Raw genomic sequence first — 15,719 nt, 5'->3', positions numbered from 1 at the left:
AAAACCATTTATCAGGAAACAAAATCAGTTCTTGTCTTTCCCTTCACAGCTGAGCCTGCTACAAATTTCCCAAAACCCGGCTGCTGGACGATCTGCTTACCGTCATACACGGTACATCCGCGAATTATCGTGTGAATTACCTTCCCTTGCACTTTTTGCCCATGGAAGGGGGTGATCCTGGCTTTGGTTTGAAACTGCCGTTCATCAATTTCCCATTCAGCATAAGGATCAATAACGGTAAGATCCGCATCATAACCAGGGGCAATCTTTCCTTTAGCGGCTATCTGGAATAATTGTGCCGGATGATGTGAGAACAGATTCGCGAATTGAACCGGGGTTAGATGTCCTCTCGCCACGCCATAATCAAAAATCAGCGAAGCCATAATTTCCAAACCTGGCAGTCCCGGAGCGGCGCTAAATATATTGTCCTTGCCCGCTTCCTTCCTGCTTAGATCCCAAGGAACATGATCGGAAGAAATCAGGTTGAATGCGCCTGCTTTTACATAATTCCACATGCGATCAACGTCGCTTCGCTCACGAAGAGGAGGATTCATCTTGGCCTTGGGACCCAATCGCTCCAAGTCATTCACATCCATCAACACGTAGGGGTAGCAGGTTTCCGCCGTTACCTGTACGCCCTGCTTTTGAAACCATTGAATAAGCTCCAGGGTACGAGGATGGCTGACATGGACAATATGCAGCTTGGCGCCTGTCCAATAAGCAAATTCCATCAATTTCAGCACCTCCACCGATTCGCTGACCGGAGGCCGTGTTTCCATGTGGGCCCGAGGTGCAACAAGCCCCTGGTTTGTATACTCCGCAATGAGGCTTTCGATCAATTCCCCATTCTCGGCATGAAAAGCAATCACCATTCCTACTTCACGCGTGAAGGTCATCGCCTTGATCACTTCGTCATCGGGGATACGCGGGAACCGGTAAGGGTCTGCCTCAAAGGTCGATAATTTAAATGCTATGGCCCCAGCTTCAGCCAACGGCTTGATCTGCTCAGCACCGCCTTTGGCAATGCTTGCCCATAATGCGACATCGACAAGCGATTCCTTTTCAAGCAATTGAACTTTTGCTTCGAACCGTTCGACATTGGTGATGGGATCAGGCGAGTCGTATGGCATGTCCATAATGGTCGTAATCCCCCCGACTGCGGCAGCAGCCGTGTTGCTGCGAAACCCTTCCTCCGGGTTCGTATAACAATGCACGTGTGCATCAATCAATCCAGGGAAAACATAAGACCTGCCAAAATCAAGCACCTGTACTCCCTTTAATAAGTGTTGAGTTGGACTGATCGTTTGAATCACTCCGTCATTAATGCCAAGCTCGCCTTCCATCACTCCGGTTTCGAGCACAATTCTCCCTCTCACGACAAGATGATAAGCGTTCATCCTCTTCTTCTCCCTCAATTCAATCTTGGTTTAATATAATAGACAAGCGACGCCCCGGCCTGGAGAAACCTCTTTCCACTGCGGGGTTACGGTTCGGCACTCCGCTTTGGCTGCGGGGCAGCGTGTATGAAAGGCACAGCCGTCAGGCGGATGCTGCGGGTTCGGTACATCGCCGCTCAGGATGATCCGCTCCCTTTTGGCATCCGGGTCTGGGACCGGCAGCGCCGAGATCAACGACTGCGTGTAGGGGTGAAGCGGCTGGTCGTACAATTCCTTTGTAGGCGCCAGCTCTACCAGTTTGCCCAAGTACATCACGCCGACCCGATCACTAATAAACCGGACCACAGACAGATCATGGGAAATAAACAGGTATGTTAACGAATACTGATCCTGCAGGTCCTCCATCAGATTCAACACCTGAGCTCGTATGGACACGTCAAGCGCAGATACGGGCTCATCACAAACGATGAATTTGGGTTTAAGTGCCAAGGCGCGTGCAATCCCGATCCGTTGGCGCTGACCTCCTGAAAATTCATGGGGAAACCGATCCGCATGATAGGGAGACAGGCCCACCACTTCCATCAACTCCGCCACCTGCTGGCGAAGCTCCGTATCAGACAGCCTTCCATAAGTACGGAAAGGCTCCTCCAGCGTCCTTTGAACGGTCCACCTCGGATCAAGAGAAGCATAGGGGTCCTGAAAGACGATTTGCATTTTCGTCCGAAAATTGCGCATCTGCTCCGGAGATAACTTGCGAATGTCCACACCCTCAAATACAATCTCTCCATCGGTCGGCTCGATAAGCCGCAGGATGGAGCGACCAGTTGTTGATTTACCACAGCCGGACTCCCCAACAATTGCCAGCGTCTCTCCGGTCTGTATACTCAAAGATATACCGTCAACCGCTTTAACTACCCCTGCCTGTTTTCCGAAGAACCCCTTGCGAACCGGATAATGTTTTTTCAAATTGCGTATTTCGAGTAAGGTGCTCATGGTTTTCCCCCCTGATACAGAATGCAGCGGCATTTATGACCTTGTTCGAACTGAATCAAGTCCGGCTCTATTTGAACACACGCTTCCGTTCGGTAGCTGCAGCGCGGAGCAAAGCGGCAGCCTTCGGGCATTTCCCCCAGGTTGGGCACACTGCCCACTATAGGGTCCAGCCTTTTTCGCTCACCGGCGAGCTGCGGCAGGGAAGCCAGCAGCCCTTTCGTATAAGGGTGGCGTGGATGCTTGAACAGCGTTCGCACCTCCGCTTCCTCCACCACTTGTCCGGCATACATGACGACAACACGCTGACAGGATTCGGCCACCACACCCAAGTCATGGGTAATCAGCATAATCGCCGTCCCCTGCTCCTTCTGAAGATCACGCATCAAATCCAAAATTTGCGCCTGGATGGTCACGTCAAGCGCTGTTGTTGGCTCATCGGCAATTAGTACCTCGGGATTACAGGCCATCGCTATCGCAATCATCACCCGCTGGCGCATCCCTCCCGACAACTGATGGGGATATTCCTGCGCAATACGCTCAGGACGGGGGATACCCACCTTGGTCAGCATGTCAACGGCTTGGCTCCATGCTTCTTTCCTGCTGATGCTCAGATGAAAGCGGAGAGCCTCCGCAATTTGCGAGCCGATTTTAAATACGGGATTTAACGACGTCATGGGATCCTGAAAAATCATTGCAATTCGATTACCACGGACCTGCCGCATCTCTCGGGATGACAGTGAGAGCAGGCTTTTACCATGAAAGCGGACGTCCCCTCCCGCTATGCGGCCTTGTCCTTTGGGAAGCAGGCCCATAATCGACATGGAAGTGACGCTTTTGCCGCACCCTGATTCGCCAACCACACCCAGGGTTTCACCCTTGCGCAAAACGAAATCCACTCCGTCAACCACCCGTACCGAACCGTTACGGGTTAGAAATTCCGTCTTAAGACCCTCTACTTCAAGCAGAACGCTCATTTCATTACCTCCTCATACCGTCTTCTCAGTTGAAATGAACAAACAGCTACTGGGCTTTGCTCAGGTCGAAAAAGCGGATGAATTCATCTGGATAGAACATGTAGCCTTGTACTTTATTGCTGACGCCTACGATACGGTTGTATTGATACATGTACAGCCATGGCGCATCGGTCGTAATGATTTTTTGCGCCTCTTGGTACAACGCCGTGCGTTTGGCTTGATCCCTTTCGTCATTTGCCTGATCCAGCAGCGCATCGACCTTCGGATTATTGTAATTGTTAAAGTTCCCGGTACCCTTGCTGCCCATAAGCAATCCCAAGTGCCAGCTTGGATCGTAGACCATGGAGGTCCATTTGGACAGGTATGCTGACATACTGCGTTCTTTTTGCATTTCCAGGAACTGTGGACGAGCCACATTTTGAATGTTCATTTTCACGCCTATTTTGGCATATTCCGCCTGTAGAATAACCGCGTCATCATTCCAATCGGGATACCCGGAGCCCACAGTGAGATCAAAACTGAATCCATCGGGGTAACCCGCCTCGGTTAATAGCTGCTTGGCTTTTCCCAAATCATAATCATAGATATAACCCGCTTCCGTATGTCCAGGGGTGTTGCTCGGCAAAGCACTCTTCATAGGACGCGCCTCATCGTACATCACATCGTGAATCAATTGGCTGCTGGGAACCGCATAGGAGAGCGCCTGCCGAACCTTGAGGTTATCAAACGGTTTTTTGTTGACATTGAGAGCAAGGAACAATATCCGGTTGCTGCTGTTCGAATGAACGCTCAGACCTTGCTCCTTTTTCAAATTCGGCATATCCTTCGGTGGAAGCTCTACAGACACATCCACATCGCCTTTTTGCAACAGCATGACGCGATTGGAAGCTTCCTGCACATATTTAAGCGTTACTTTATCGACCTTCGGTGCTCCCTGCCAGTAGTCCTTGTTGGCTGTAAAAATAACTTCATTCGAAGGGTCCCACTTTTCGATCCGGTAAGGTCCGGAACCGACGGCATGGTCGTTGACATACTTGTCGCCCTTTTCTTTGACCAGTTTGTCATCAAGAATGGAGAACCAGTACATGGCGAGCATTTGCAAAAACATTGGATTCGGTTTTTTCAGCTGGACTACAACCGTTTTTTCATTTTTGGCTGCGAGTTCTTTGATTTGTGCCAAACTGTAAGTGAATCCGCCCGTTGCCGAATCCCTCATCCGCTCCAGTGAAAATATGACCGATTCAGCCGTGACCGGATTTCCGCTTTGAAATTTGGCATTGTCCTGCAGTTCGAACGTATACGTCAAACCATCGTCGGATATGGACCATTTTTTGGCGAGCATGGGTTTAAGATCAAAAGTCTTTGCAGCATCTCCATCCCCGGGCTTGACGGCGTAAGTGAGCAGCCGGTCATAAGCGTTGACGGCGAGCACGTCGGAAGTAGCATTGACCGGGTCCAGCGTGCTGGCTACGGCTTGCCAGGCTACCGTAAGGGACTGTTCCTTGGCAGCAGCGCCTGACGCTGAAGCATTGTTTTGATTTGCATTTGTGGAACAGCCAACATTCGCCACCAACAGTAAACCTGCCAATCCAACCAACCATTTTTTCATGTGTGTTCCCTCCACCTTTTATTGTTTATGTGATAAAGCCCGTACTACCTTCTTGTTCGAAGACGAGGATCAAGCACATCCCGCAAGCCATCTCCAAGCAGATTAAACCCCATGATCGATGTAGCAATGGCGAGCCCTGGAAAAGATACGATCCACCACTCTCCAGAAGTGATGTAACGCCGCCCTTCCGCGATCATTGCGCCCCATTCTGCTGTTGGCGCCTTGACACCAAGCCCGAGAAAGTTGAGGCTCGACGATATCAGAATGGCAAACCCTATTCCGAGCGTAGCCCGCACGATCAAGGGCGCCAACGCATTGGGAAGGATATGACGGTACAATATAATCGAGTCTTTCAGGCCAATGGCCCGGCCCGCCTCCACAAATTCTTTTTCTCTCAGCAGCATGGTTTGACCGTACATCAGACGCACATACTCAGGTATACCAACGACGCTTACCGCGATCATCGCACTGAGCAGTCCCGGCCCTATAGAAGCAGCTATCGCCATCGCCAGCACCAGAGCGGGAAAAGCGAGGAACATGTCCATAACTCTCATAATCACATTGCCAATCCATCCTCCGTAATAGGCCGCTATACCTCCGAGGGGTACGCCTATGCAAAATGAAATGCCTACTGCCACCATTCCCGACCAGATCGTGTACTGAGCCCCGTATAAAATGCGGCTAAAAATATCCCTTCCAAAATTATCCGTACCGAACCAGTGCTCCGCACTCGGTGGTTTCAGCTTGGCCAGCAGATTCGGCTCGTTCGGAGCATAAGGAGCAATGAACGGCGCCAGCAAAGCCAGAACAATCCAGCCTGCAATAAATAGAAGTCCAACCATGGCGAGCCGGTTGTGCATCATCAGACTTAGCGATACAGCTGCCTTTCGTTGGGGGGCTGTCGGCGATTGTGTTATGAAAACGGAAGATATCGTTTTACTCATGGGTGTCCCCTCCTTATCTAAGCCCATTTATTCATAACGAATTCTGGGATCGAGCAATCCGTAAAGCACATCGACCGTCAAATTAGTCAGGCTGATTAATACGGCGCTCATGAGAGTAAACGCCTGGATCGGAGCATAATCGGTCGCCAATATCGATTCCGTAATATAACCTCCGACACCCGGCCAGGAAAAGATCGTTTCGGTGACAACAGCGCCTCCCAATAACAGGCCGAATTGCACTCCGATAACCGTCAGTGTCGGTAGCAAAGCGTTGACGAACGCATGTTTCAGGATAACGGTACGTTCATAAATCCCCTTGGCTCTTGCAGTTCGTATGAATTCCTGGCTAATGACCTCCAGCATGCTCGACCGTATCATTCTGGAGATGATTGCCATGGTACCCGTACTGAGACAGAAAGCGGGAAGAAGCAGATGCGTTAACGTTTGAGTTAATGCAATAAAGTCTCCTGACAGCAAGCTGTCTATCACATACAATCCAGTTACATGGCTGGGCGGATTGATATCTCTGCCGATTCTCCCGAGCGGTGCAGGCACCCAATTCAGTTTGGAATAAAATACGTATATCAGAATAAGACCCAGCCAGAATGATGGTACACAGGAGCCAATCAGCGAAAAGACACGGGAAACGTGGTCTATGATCGATTCCTTTTTTGTAGCGGCTATGATGCCAACGGGCAGTGCAATAAGCAGCGCAATTATAAAGCTGGCAATAGTCAGTTCCAAGGTAGCTGGAAACTTGCTGCTAAAATCATCCCATACCGTGTGACCCGTATGCCAGGCAAAACCAAAATCTCCATGCAGCAATTGCATAACGTAATGAATAAACTGTTTGTACAGTGGATCGTTCAGCCCCATATCCTGGCGAATTTTTTCAATAACGCTGATCGGGGCTTCCATTCCCGCCATCATCATTGCAGGATCGCCCGGCAATATTCTGGTGAGAAAGAACGTGATGAACACAATCCCCATTAATCCTGGAATCATCAACAATAATCTACGCAGAATATAGTGAACCATCTATTCACCCCCTCTTATATACATGGTTTCAAGCCCAGCGAGACCGTCGGTATCGTCTATTGATCGTAACGTTCCACCAGCTTGTTCAGGTAAGGCAGCCATGGATGAGCCTCTTCGAAAGCATTGGAAGCTCGCAATACGACATCATCTGCCAAATGCCCGCCGATCAGCTGCACACCTACAGGCAGTCCATCAGTTGTCCAGCCTGCTGGCATGGAGGCTGCCGGGAATCCAGTCATATTGGCCAAACAGTTGAACGAAGACCAATGGTTGTCAGGTACTTGTTGACCGTTGATTTCATCAGGTCCGTAAATGCCGACTTTGAACGCTGGCGCGAATAATGTCGGAACAATAAGCAGATCATAATTTTCCATAAACCTTCTCATTGTAATGTTGATCGCCTGTCTGTGCATCGCAGCATCGGTTAATTGCTCATCGGTCCATACCTTATTCACTACATTCAAGAAATTAGGATCCATATACCCACCGAATTCCTTTGCCAGCTGCCGCAGCCCTTTAAAATCAGTATCCCGGGCAATCATGCCTGCAAAGAACTGGCTCGGATTGGATATCCCCGGGTGAACCTCTTCCACATGACAACCAAGCTGTTCAAATACCTTTACGGCTTCTATCGTAATACGTCTTACTTCGGGATCGACAACCCCGTAGCCCATATCCACACTCCAGGCGATTCTCAAACCTTTGATATTTTTGTTTTGTATAGCGGCTGAATAATCGACTGTGCCGGGAAGGCTGTGTCGGTCCATATGACTCGGGCCACTCATGACCGAAAGCATCAAAGCACTATCTTCGACGGTACGCGTCAGTGGACCGATACTTTCCAGCGTTTCCCAGCTGCTTCCCCCCGGAAATTTGGGATCGCGGCAGCCCGGGTAGAGCGGCACTCTTCCGAAGGAAGGCTTGAAGCCGTAGACCCCCGTCAAGCTTGCCGGATTGCGAATGGATCCACCGCCATCGCTGCCCACAGTCAACGATCCCATACCGGTAACCACAGCAACAGCTGAACCGCCACTTGAGCCTCCAGGCGTCAAATCCGTATTCCATGGATTACGGATAATACCAAACACTTTATTTATACCGCGATAACCGAATTCGGGCACATTCGTTTTACCGATAATGATCGCCCCGGCTTGCCGTAAACGTTCTACGCTAATGTCATCCTCTTCGGGAATGTAGTTTTCAAACGCTTTGGAACCAAACGCGGTACGAATCCCTTTGGTTAACACCAGATCCTTGACGGAAACGGGAACTCCGTGCAGTGGACCTACTTCTTCTCCATTCATGATCTGCTGCTCGGCCAGAGCTGCTGTCTTTTTGGCGTTATCCTCATCCAATAAACAAAAAGCGTTAAATACGGGATTTAACTTATGAATGCGTTCAAATACCTGATTGACCAGCTCAACCGGTGAAACCTCGCGACTACGGATAAGACGAGCTTGTTCGGAACCTGTTAGTGCATATAATTTTTCCATATACGTGTGCATCTCCTCTTCTCCAACCAGACTATCTCTTAATATAAAGCATTGTTTGGGGAGATAATTGTTATGTTTTCTAACACAATGTATCACAATTATTTGTGAGGCAGGTAATAGAAAAATTAAATATAACATTAGGAATTTAAACCATTCTACCCGCAGCCCGATGTGAAACTGTCTATTTTAGCTCCGTAAACGACTTATAAAACAAAAAAAATACCCCTGATCATTGATTTATCCTTAGATAAACCATGAAAATTAGGGATAATTCTTCGTAACAGTCATTTTGGATGTTGGTGTTGCTATTCGATCAGATCAGCCGCATGGGATCACTATGCTTCCTGTTTCTGTTTTATTGCAGAACAGATACATGTGATGTATAATGACATGACAAACCCTTTATCGATACATCGACAAAGTAACTTTTGGAAAAGAGGATGATCCCTATGGATTTAATGGATTTGCATTCTTTGGTTACTGTTGTCAGAGAAAAAAGTATTTCCAAAGCCTCTCGGGTTCTGCACCTTTCACAGCCCGCATTAACGATACGGCTTCAAAAATTGGAGCAGGAGCTTGGTTTTGTTATATTGGAAAGGACGCGCAGCGGGGTGTATCTTACCAAAAATGGCGCATCGATTATGCACCATGCCGCGAAAGCCATCCAGCAAATGAACGCTATGCGGGATTTCGAAGATAACTCAACACTGATCAATCGAATCAAGCTGCTCCATCCTGAACAAAACGATACCGAGGGATTGTCAAGCAATGATGATAATTTAAAAATAGGTATTGCCAACCCACTTGGTTCGACGATGTTCAAGCCGATTTTTCATAAACTATACAGCTTTGATCCGGAGCTGAGGTACCACATGCTGTCGGATTCCAACGAAGTGATATTGGATCTGCTTTCATTGGGTGATATTGACTTAGGGATTGTGCCGTATTTCGAAAAAAGAGAGGGTTTGGAATCCATTCCGATCCTATGTGATGAGATGCTGCTGCTGGGGCCCAAGGACGATAACGTTCCGGATAGTGGACAGCTGGATTACATGAACACTTTGTTGCAAAAAACATTTTTTGCTTTTTATTCCAATCAACCGCTGCGCACTATTATTAATGAAGTGATGCTGAAGCTGTTGGGCAACATTCCGAAGGATCTGCGTAAAATCAATGATACCGGCATTATTCTACAAATGATATCCAAAGGACTTGGCTACACTATCTTTCCCAGCTCCTTCATCTATGATACGATGGATTTTTTCAAATCGCTTTACCCATCGGGAGTGCTGCCAAGCATATTACGACATGAATCGGTTCCCTTTCAAATTCAACGTCTGGGTAAAGAATTTCCATCCAGAACCATTCAGCTGATTTATCCTGTTTCCTCTCCTTACCGCAAGACCATCCAATTCGCTATAGAAGCATTGTAATCCACGCTCTTCACAAATGCTTTATCACGTTCACTCATCATTCATATTTGACAAGTACACTTCACACGGTAAAAGGGCAGTAAAGCCCCTTTTATCGTGTTGTCTTATCTACTTGCCTGATAGCAATCGCCCCCAACCCTCCAATTGAATCGGAGGCGATCCAGCCAGACGCAAGGACTGCCATATGGTTGCCGCCGCCGTATCCAATACAGGAACGCCATATTGCGCCTCCAGCGATTCCACCAGCTGTGCGGCACGCATGTTGGTCCCCGATAATACGATTGCCTCCGTTCCAGGAACAAACGTATCCTGAACGGCGGAGATGATCTGCTCCTCCGAAATAGAACTGCTCAGCTTGTTCAGTCTCACATTGAAATTGCGATATCCTGTACATTCCAAACCGTGCCTGGCATATTGGCCAATTACTTTCTCCGTAACCTCATTCATTAATGGGGTCACCAAACAAAACGTGCGAATGCCATATAAACGCAAAGCTTCATGAAGAGCAAGGATCGATGTCGTAGCGGGTATGGTAGTCAAATTGGTTATTTGTTCACATAATTCCTGATCAGATTCAACACCCAGCCATCCTCCCGACGTAGCATTATAAGCAATGACATCGACACTTGCATCCGCCAACAGAGAGGCCGCATTCAGCAATGATTCCGTATCGGATTCCCCGCGCAGCTCCTGATCCAACAAAATTTGTGTTAATTTGAAACGGGTAAAATGCACCGAAACCTCTTTTAATGCAGCAGCCATCGACACAGTTAATGGTTCAACGACTGTGTTCGAGGATGGTGTCAGCATGCCTAGTTTTTTCATAGTATCCCTCCCTTTCGACGACACTAATATAGCACATAGAAAGAGATATACGGTCATAGAAAATATAAATACATCCACTAAAATCGGTGTAAGATAGAATCGTGTTCATGCTTCGATACGACTGCGCTGCCTGTAACGGCAACAAAAAGATTGCTTGACAAAAACGACCAGTCCTTCGAGACTGGTCGCTTTTGCTTGTATCTATGAAACAAGGTAACTACGACATTTGGGCAAATGCCCATTTGCCGGCCTTTGAACCAAGGTACTTCCTTCATTCTTCCTGCCCATGGGGTTAAATTACTATGCCCCCATACAAGGGATGATGTTAGAATGTTCAAGAGCTATCCTGAACAGTTTCATCCGCCAGTTAACCAGTAGGAGTTTCTCTCACAAGTTGTTAGGCAATACCATTCCAGAATGTTACATCTTCAATCGGCAAACGTACGGTAGGATGACCTGCCTGCGCTGCCTTTCCGATGGCAATCAGCATGACCGGAACATAACGATCGGAAATGTTAAAAACTTCTATAAATTTACCTGCATCAAATCCTGCCATCGGAACGGTATCATAGCCATGTGCCTTGGCAACAAGCATAAGCTGCATCGAGACCAATCCGCAGTCAATGAGCACACTGTTTTTGAGACGATCCGGGGCCATTTTTGATAAGAAACCCGTAATATTGTTTACCAGATTTTCTTTAATTTCATTACTCATGTAACCTGCTTCAACGGCAGAAGCATAGATTTTCTCCGCCTGCTTATAGCCTTCCAAATCGCCCAAAACCGCAATTACAGCCGAGGACTCCACCACCTGGATCTGATTGTTTGCAATCGGAAGCAATTTTTCTTTTACAGCCTGATCATTGAATACAATAAACTTCCAAGGCTGAAGATTAGCGCCCGATGGTGCAAGGGTCGCTTCCGTTAAGATATCTGTCAGTTCCTGCTCTGAAATCTTAAATGTGGGGTCATAATGACGCACAGAACGCCTTTCTTTGAGGACTTGATAAAACTCCTGCACTTGCTGAACATTGGTTTCCATTCCACTCTGCCTCCGATTCTCTTTATAAATAATTCATGCAATCTATTCTGAGCTAAAATATGCACAGTTTCAGTCAAAAAAATAGGCAAGCAATTTAACTGTGTGATATTAAACACAGTATAGGTTACATTATCATTCGTGTCAATCCCTTTTAATAAGTCCGTTGGCCAATTCCGCAATCGTGTACTGTTTCATTACATCCAGCATACTCTGTTTCATTTCTGTAACCATATCGGAAAAAACATCATTCATTTGTAGTCCCCACGGATGGTCTCCTGTAGAATCCAGCATCCCCTCACCTAAAGAATCTTCTACCTGAAGTGCTAAATAAATATCGGCAAAGGTAATGGATTCGGGCGGCAGCTTGAGTCGGTACCCTCCATCACGTCCTTCTCGGACCTCCAATATATTTTCTTGCGCCAGCTTAGCCATAATACGACGAATTAGCGTTGCCTCAGAGCACAAGTAATCGGCGATATCACTGCTAGGACAACGACTCGTATTCTTGGATAATACAACCAAAGCCTGCAATGCCAATCCGAACGCTTTGTTATTAGAAGAGCAGGTATGCTTTATCTTTTTCAATGGTATGCTGCTCCTTTCATAAAGCGATTGTGAGTGCATTATAGCAAACCCCCTCGTCTCATTCAAGGTAAACTGTTCAAACGGGCTCTGCAGAAAATATTTATTATATAAAAACTCACATGCGACCGACTGCTACAAATACAGTTAATGCCAAGAAAACGATATTCACGCCAATTTCTTGATATTCTTTACGCTTAACATGAAATACGGCTCCGAAAAGAACAATTGCGGCAAGCCCGATTGCGGCAAGCGGCGTCAAAGCAGGTGCGATATTCGTCGCTTGAGGCAAAATTAACCCAACTACCCCAAGCAATTCTGCTATCCCAATAGAGGAAACCAACCCTCTCGAAACTTCTTTCACCCAAGGCCAGGACGCTTTTGCTTTTTCATACTGAAACGCCTTCATCCAACCGGAAAAAATAAATCCTAATGCTAGAATCCCTTGCACAATCCATAATGCGATATTCATGATTCGTTAGCTCCCCCTGTTTGTACATCTTCAACGCCTAGGTATATAATATTTTGTAGGATCACTATTTGGAAGTAGGCACTTGAAATAAACATAGTATATAAAAATAAACCTTAGGAAGATAAAGGATCGGAGGGATTTCAATGACTACTTATTGTAAATTTGAAACGGCGTTAGATATCCTTATTGGGAAGTGGAAGCCTGTTATCCTACTTCGCCTTTTTTCAAATGGGACAATGAGATTTAGCGAACTTCAAAAATCGATCCCGGACATCACAAAAAAAATGCTCACACAACAATTAAGGGAATTAGAGTATAACGACATCATACATCGCGAGGTTTATCACCAAATCCCTCCCAAGGTTGAATATTCCATTACGGCATACGGTCAACGAATGACCCCTTTATTGCAGGCCATGAATGACTGGGGAATGGCTCATATCGCTCATTTGGACGAGTTATATGGGGAAGACCAGTCAGCGGAACCATTAGAAAGTAAATGAAGAAAATCGAGGTGAACGGCTGCCACGTGCATAAAGACCCCTTTTGGGGTCTTTAACGTAAATAATTCTAAAATTTTATTAGTCTCCGCGTATCATTGCTGTCGTACCCGTTCGAGATAACTCCAGGATACCGTATGGTTGTAAAAGCTCGACCATAGCATCGATTTTACTAAGTTCCCCAACCACCTGAATGATCAGATTATTCGGTCCAATATCAATCACAGAAGCACGAAAGGTGTCGACAACGCCAAGGATTTCTGGACGTATGGATGGCTCCGTCTTCACTTTGATAAAGGCAAGTTCCCTAGCCACCATCGGATTGGAACTTACATGGAGCACCTGAATAACATCGATCAGTTTGCAAAGCTGGTTTTCAACCTGAACAATCGTTCGTTCATCACCCGAAGTAACAATAATCATCCGTGATATTCCAGCTTCTTCGCTGCCCCCAACCGTGATACTGTCGATATTAAAACCGCGGCGACTGAACAAACTGGATACTCTTTGCAGGACCCCGGGTTGATCGTTAACCTGAACAGAAATGGTATGTTGATTAATCATTCGAATTCCCCCATTATCATTTGGTCTAAAGTCGTTCCAGGGAGTACCATGGGATACACATTCTCTCCTTTTGGCACTACAAACTCAACTAGTACAGGTCCAAGCGTCTCCAGAGCCTCCTGCCAAATACGTAAAGCATCTTCTTTATTGCTCGCGCTCAACCCCTTAATTCCATAAGCTTCAGCCAGCTTTACGAAATTGGGACTACCTGCAAGATCAATATGACTAAAGCGCTCATCGTACATGATTTGCTGCTGCTGTTTGACCATACCTAACACTTGATTGTTAATCACGACGATTTTGACAGGAATATGTTGAATGGCGCAAATGGCCATCTCTTGTGCACACATCTGCATGCCACCGTCACCGTTTATAGAAACCACAAGACGGTCTGGATTTCCGATCTGAGCACCTATAGCAGACGGGAACCCGAATCCCATAGTTCCAAGCCCCCCAGAAGTAATAAGTGAGCGGGGATGTTGAAATTTATAAAATTGGGCGACCCACATTTGGTGCTGACCTACATCAGTCGTAATAATCGCATTCCCTTGCGTTGTCTCATGGATCATTTCAAGAACAAATTGCGGTTTAAGCTCCGTATCGGAATCTTTGTATCGCAATGGATACATGATTTTGTTTTGCTGGACTTTCTTGATCCAACTACTGGACTCAGCGGGCATTGCTTTCGTATTTGCATATTCCAGTACAGCTTTTATATCGCCGACACAGGCAAGATGTGTATGGATGTTCTTACCGATCTCCGCCGGATCGATATCGATGTGGGCAATCCGTTGGGCAAGTGGCGCAAAACCATCCAGCTTCATCGTAACCCGGTCATCAAATCGCGAGCCAATGGAAATGATCAAATCGGCGTTTTGGATAGCCGTGTTCGCCGCATACGTACCATGATGGCCAGGCATGCCCAGACACATTTCGTGAGCACTTGGGAAACCGCCCAACCCAAGCAATGTGGTTGTCACAGGAATTTTCGTTATATTCACGAACTCCAGCAGTTCTTGGGAAGCATTGGAATAAACGACCCCACCGCCCGCTATAATGATCGGTCTTTGGGATTCTGCAATAGCCTGAATTAATTGATCTATTTCGTTGTGATCAGGACTCGGCACCTCACTGTAGCCACGTATATTAATGTTATTAGATGGATCAAAAATCATTTTTTGATTGGATACGTCTTTAGGGATGTCGATCAATACCGGACCTTTCCTTCCCGTGTTTGCAATATGAAAGGCTTCAAGGATAATGCGGGGTAGATCATGTACATCGCGAACCAAATAACTATGTTTGGTTATGGACATTGTAATACTCATGATATCCGCTTCCTGAAAGGCATCCGTCCCCATGACTGCGGTTGGGACATTGCCCGTAATGATCACGAGAGGTACAGAATCAAAATAGGCTGTCGCAATTCCAGTCACCAGGTTCGTCGCTCCTGGACCTGAGGTGGCGATGCACACCCCTACTTTCCCTGTCGACCGGGCATAACCGTCCGCCGCGTGGATTGCTCCTTGCTCATGTCGAGTCAAAATGTGTTTAAAGTCTGGGTTACCGACCATAGCATCATAGATGTAAAGGACATTCCCACCTGGGTAGCCAAATACACATTCAACCTCTTCCAATAGCAGGCTGCGTAAAAGAACCTCCGATCCCGTTATCAAATCCTGTTCTTGTTGATGCGAGTGGTACGTAGAATTGGATACTTTTTCCATTTGACAGCCTCCTTAAATATAAATAACCCCTCTCATCCTAAGACGACAGATTACAACTGCCGATCCTATAGGGACGAAAGGGGAACTTTTCGTGGTACCACCCTGATTTGCCAAGAATCTTGCGAT

General features: G+C 46.9%; 15 protein-coding genes. 2 read left to right on the top strand and 13 right to left on the bottom strand.

The window, feature by feature from the left end; genetic code table 11:
* Positions 1-11 precede the first annotated feature (11 nt).
* The 7 genes from BK127_RS34070 to BK127_RS34040 form a co-directional block, all read right to left on the bottom strand.
* Entirely contained in the window at positions 12-1,397 is a 1,386-nt protein-coding gene (locus BK127_RS34070; RefSeq protein WP_076236653.1) for a dihydroorotase, read from the bottom strand.
* 30 nt (positions 1,398-1,427) lie between these two features.
* Complete coding sequence (locus tag BK127_RS34065; protein WP_076236651.1) at positions 1,428-2,390, bottom strand: ABC transporter ATP-binding protein; 963 nt, start codon at positions 2,388-2,390, stop codon at positions 1,428-1,430.
* The gene (locus BK127_RS34060; protein WP_076236649.1) at positions 2,387-3,364 is read right to left on the bottom strand and encodes an ABC transporter ATP-binding protein; all 978 of its coding nucleotides are present in this window, start codon (positions 3,362-3,364) and stop codon (positions 2,387-2,389) included. Before BK127_RS34060 ends, BK127_RS34065 begins: the two co-directional genes overlap by 4 nt.
* Before the next feature lie 46 nt (positions 3,365-3,410).
* Positions 3,411-4,973 (bottom strand): ABC transporter substrate-binding protein, encoded by a 1,563-nt coding sequence (locus BK127_RS34055; protein ID WP_076236647.1) that lies wholly within the window; start codon positions 4,971-4,973, stop codon positions 3,411-3,413.
* 44 nt (positions 4,974-5,017) lie between these two features.
* Positions 5,018-5,836, bottom strand: coding sequence for an ABC transporter permease (locus BK127_RS34050; protein ID WP_256711578.1), 819 nt, complete (start codon positions 5,834-5,836; stop codon positions 5,018-5,020).
* A 108-nt stretch (positions 5,837-5,944) separates the two neighbouring features.
* Positions 5,945-6,955 (bottom strand): ABC transporter permease, encoded by a 1,011-nt coding sequence (locus tag BK127_RS34045; RefSeq protein WP_076236645.1) that lies wholly within the window; start codon positions 6,953-6,955, stop codon positions 5,945-5,947.
* Positions 6,956-7,011: 56 nt separating this feature from the next.
* The gene (locus tag BK127_RS34040; RefSeq protein WP_076236643.1) at positions 7,012-8,448 is read right to left on the bottom strand and encodes an amidase; all 1,437 of its coding nucleotides are present in this window, start codon (positions 8,446-8,448) and stop codon (positions 7,012-7,014) included.
* A 449-nt stretch (positions 8,449-8,897) separates the two neighbouring features.
* On the opposite strand from BK127_RS34040, the gene BK127_RS34035 reads away from it, so the two are divergent.
* Positions 8,898-9,881 (top strand): LysR family transcriptional regulator, encoded by a 984-nt coding sequence (locus tag BK127_RS34035; RefSeq protein WP_076236641.1) that lies wholly within the window; start codon positions 8,898-8,900, stop codon positions 9,879-9,881.
* Positions 9,882-9,989: 108 nt separating this feature from the next.
* On the opposite strand, the gene BK127_RS34030 is transcribed toward BK127_RS34035, so the two are convergent.
* From BK127_RS34030 to BK127_RS34015, 4 genes are all read right to left on the bottom strand, one after another.
* Positions 9,990-10,706, bottom strand: coding sequence for a maleate cis-trans isomerase family protein (locus tag BK127_RS34030; protein ID WP_076236638.1), 717 nt, complete (start codon positions 10,704-10,706; stop codon positions 9,990-9,992).
* Positions 10,707-11,103: 397 nt separating this feature from the next.
* Entirely contained in the window at positions 11,104-11,748 is a 645-nt protein-coding gene (locus BK127_RS34025; protein WP_076236636.1) for a nitroreductase family protein, read from the bottom strand.
* A 141-nt stretch (positions 11,749-11,889) separates the two neighbouring features.
* Complete coding sequence (locus BK127_RS34020; RefSeq protein ID WP_076236755.1) at positions 11,890-12,333, bottom strand: RrF2 family transcriptional regulator; 444 nt, start codon at positions 12,331-12,333, stop codon at positions 11,890-11,892.
* Positions 12,334-12,448: 115 nt separating this feature from the next.
* Positions 12,449-12,802, bottom strand: coding sequence for a DoxX family protein (locus tag BK127_RS34015; RefSeq protein ID WP_076236634.1), 354 nt, complete (start codon positions 12,800-12,802; stop codon positions 12,449-12,451).
* A gap of 143 nt (positions 12,803-12,945) precedes the next feature.
* On the opposite strand from BK127_RS34015, the gene BK127_RS34010 reads away from it, so the two are divergent.
* Complete coding sequence (locus BK127_RS34010) at positions 12,946-13,305, top strand: winged helix-turn-helix transcriptional regulator (protein WP_076236632.1); 360 nt, start codon at positions 12,946-12,948, stop codon at positions 13,303-13,305.
* A gap of 78 nt (positions 13,306-13,383) precedes the next feature.
* Here BK127_RS34010 and ilvN read toward each other — a convergent pair whose 3' ends face one another.
* Positions 13,384-13,866, bottom strand: coding sequence for an acetolactate synthase small subunit (gene ilvN / locus BK127_RS34005; RefSeq protein ID WP_076236631.1), 483 nt, complete (start codon positions 13,864-13,866; stop codon positions 13,384-13,386).
* A complete protein-coding gene (gene ilvB / locus BK127_RS34000) occupies positions 13,863-15,593 on the bottom strand; it encodes a biosynthetic-type acetolactate synthase large subunit (RefSeq protein ID WP_076236630.1) in 1,731 nt (576 codons plus the stop codon). The genes ilvN and ilvB overlap by 4 nt, the downstream gene beginning before the upstream one ends.
* Positions 15,594-15,719: the final 126 nt, after the last annotated feature.

The sequence above is a fragment of the Paenibacillus sp. FSL H7-0331 genome (genome assembly GCF_001956045.1).
Note: the sequence above shows the minus strand (reverse complement) of the source record. Positions and strands in the feature narration are given on the sequence as shown.

Excerpts from the sequence above, each read along its gene's own strand:
- BK127_RS34070 (WP_076236653.1), bottom strand. The coding sequence starts at position 1,397 with ATGAACGCTTATCATCTTGTCGTGAGAGGGAGAATTGTGCTCGAAACC.
- BK127_RS34065 (WP_076236651.1), bottom strand. The coding sequence starts at position 2,390 with ATGAGCACCTTACTCGAAATACGCAATTTGAAAAAACATTATCCGGTT.
- BK127_RS34060 (WP_076236649.1), bottom strand. The coding sequence starts at position 3,364 with ATGAGCGTTCTGCTTGAAGTAGAGGGTCTTAAGACGGAATTTCTAACC.
- BK127_RS34055 (WP_076236647.1), bottom strand. The coding sequence starts at position 4,973 with ATGAAAAAATGGTTGGTTGGATTGGCAGGTTTACTGTTGGTGGCGAAT.
- BK127_RS34050 (WP_256711578.1), bottom strand. The coding sequence starts at position 5,836 with ATGATGCACAACCGGCTCGCCATGGTTGGACTTCTATTTATTGCAGGC.
- BK127_RS34045 (WP_076236645.1), bottom strand. The coding sequence starts at position 6,955 with ATGGTTCACTATATTCTGCGTAGATTATTGTTGATGATTCCAGGATTA.
- BK127_RS34040 (WP_076236643.1), bottom strand. The coding sequence starts at position 8,448 with ATGGAAAAATTATATGCACTAACAGGTTCCGAACAAGCTCGTCTTATC.
- BK127_RS34035 (WP_076236641.1), top strand. The coding sequence starts at position 8,898 with ATGGATTTAATGGATTTGCATTCTTTGGTTACTGTTGTCAGAGAAAAA.
- BK127_RS34030 (WP_076236638.1), bottom strand. The coding sequence starts at position 10,706 with ATGAAAAAACTAGGCATGCTGACACCATCCTCGAACACAGTCGTTGAA.
- BK127_RS34025 (WP_076236636.1), bottom strand. The coding sequence starts at position 11,748 with ATGGAAACCAATGTTCAGCAAGTGCAGGAGTTTTATCAAGTCCTCAAA.
- BK127_RS34015 (WP_076236634.1), bottom strand. The coding sequence starts at position 12,802 with ATGAATATCGCATTATGGATTGTGCAAGGGATTCTAGCATTAGGATTT.
- BK127_RS34010 (WP_076236632.1), top strand. The coding sequence starts at position 12,946 with ATGACTACTTATTGTAAATTTGAAACGGCGTTAGATATCCTTATTGGG.
- ilvN (WP_076236631.1), bottom strand. The coding sequence starts at position 13,866 with ATGATTAATCAACATACCATTTCTGTTCAGGTTAACGATCAACCCGGG.
- ilvB (WP_076236630.1), bottom strand. The coding sequence starts at position 15,593 with ATGGAAAAAGTATCCAATTCTACGTACCACTCGCATCAACAAGAACAG.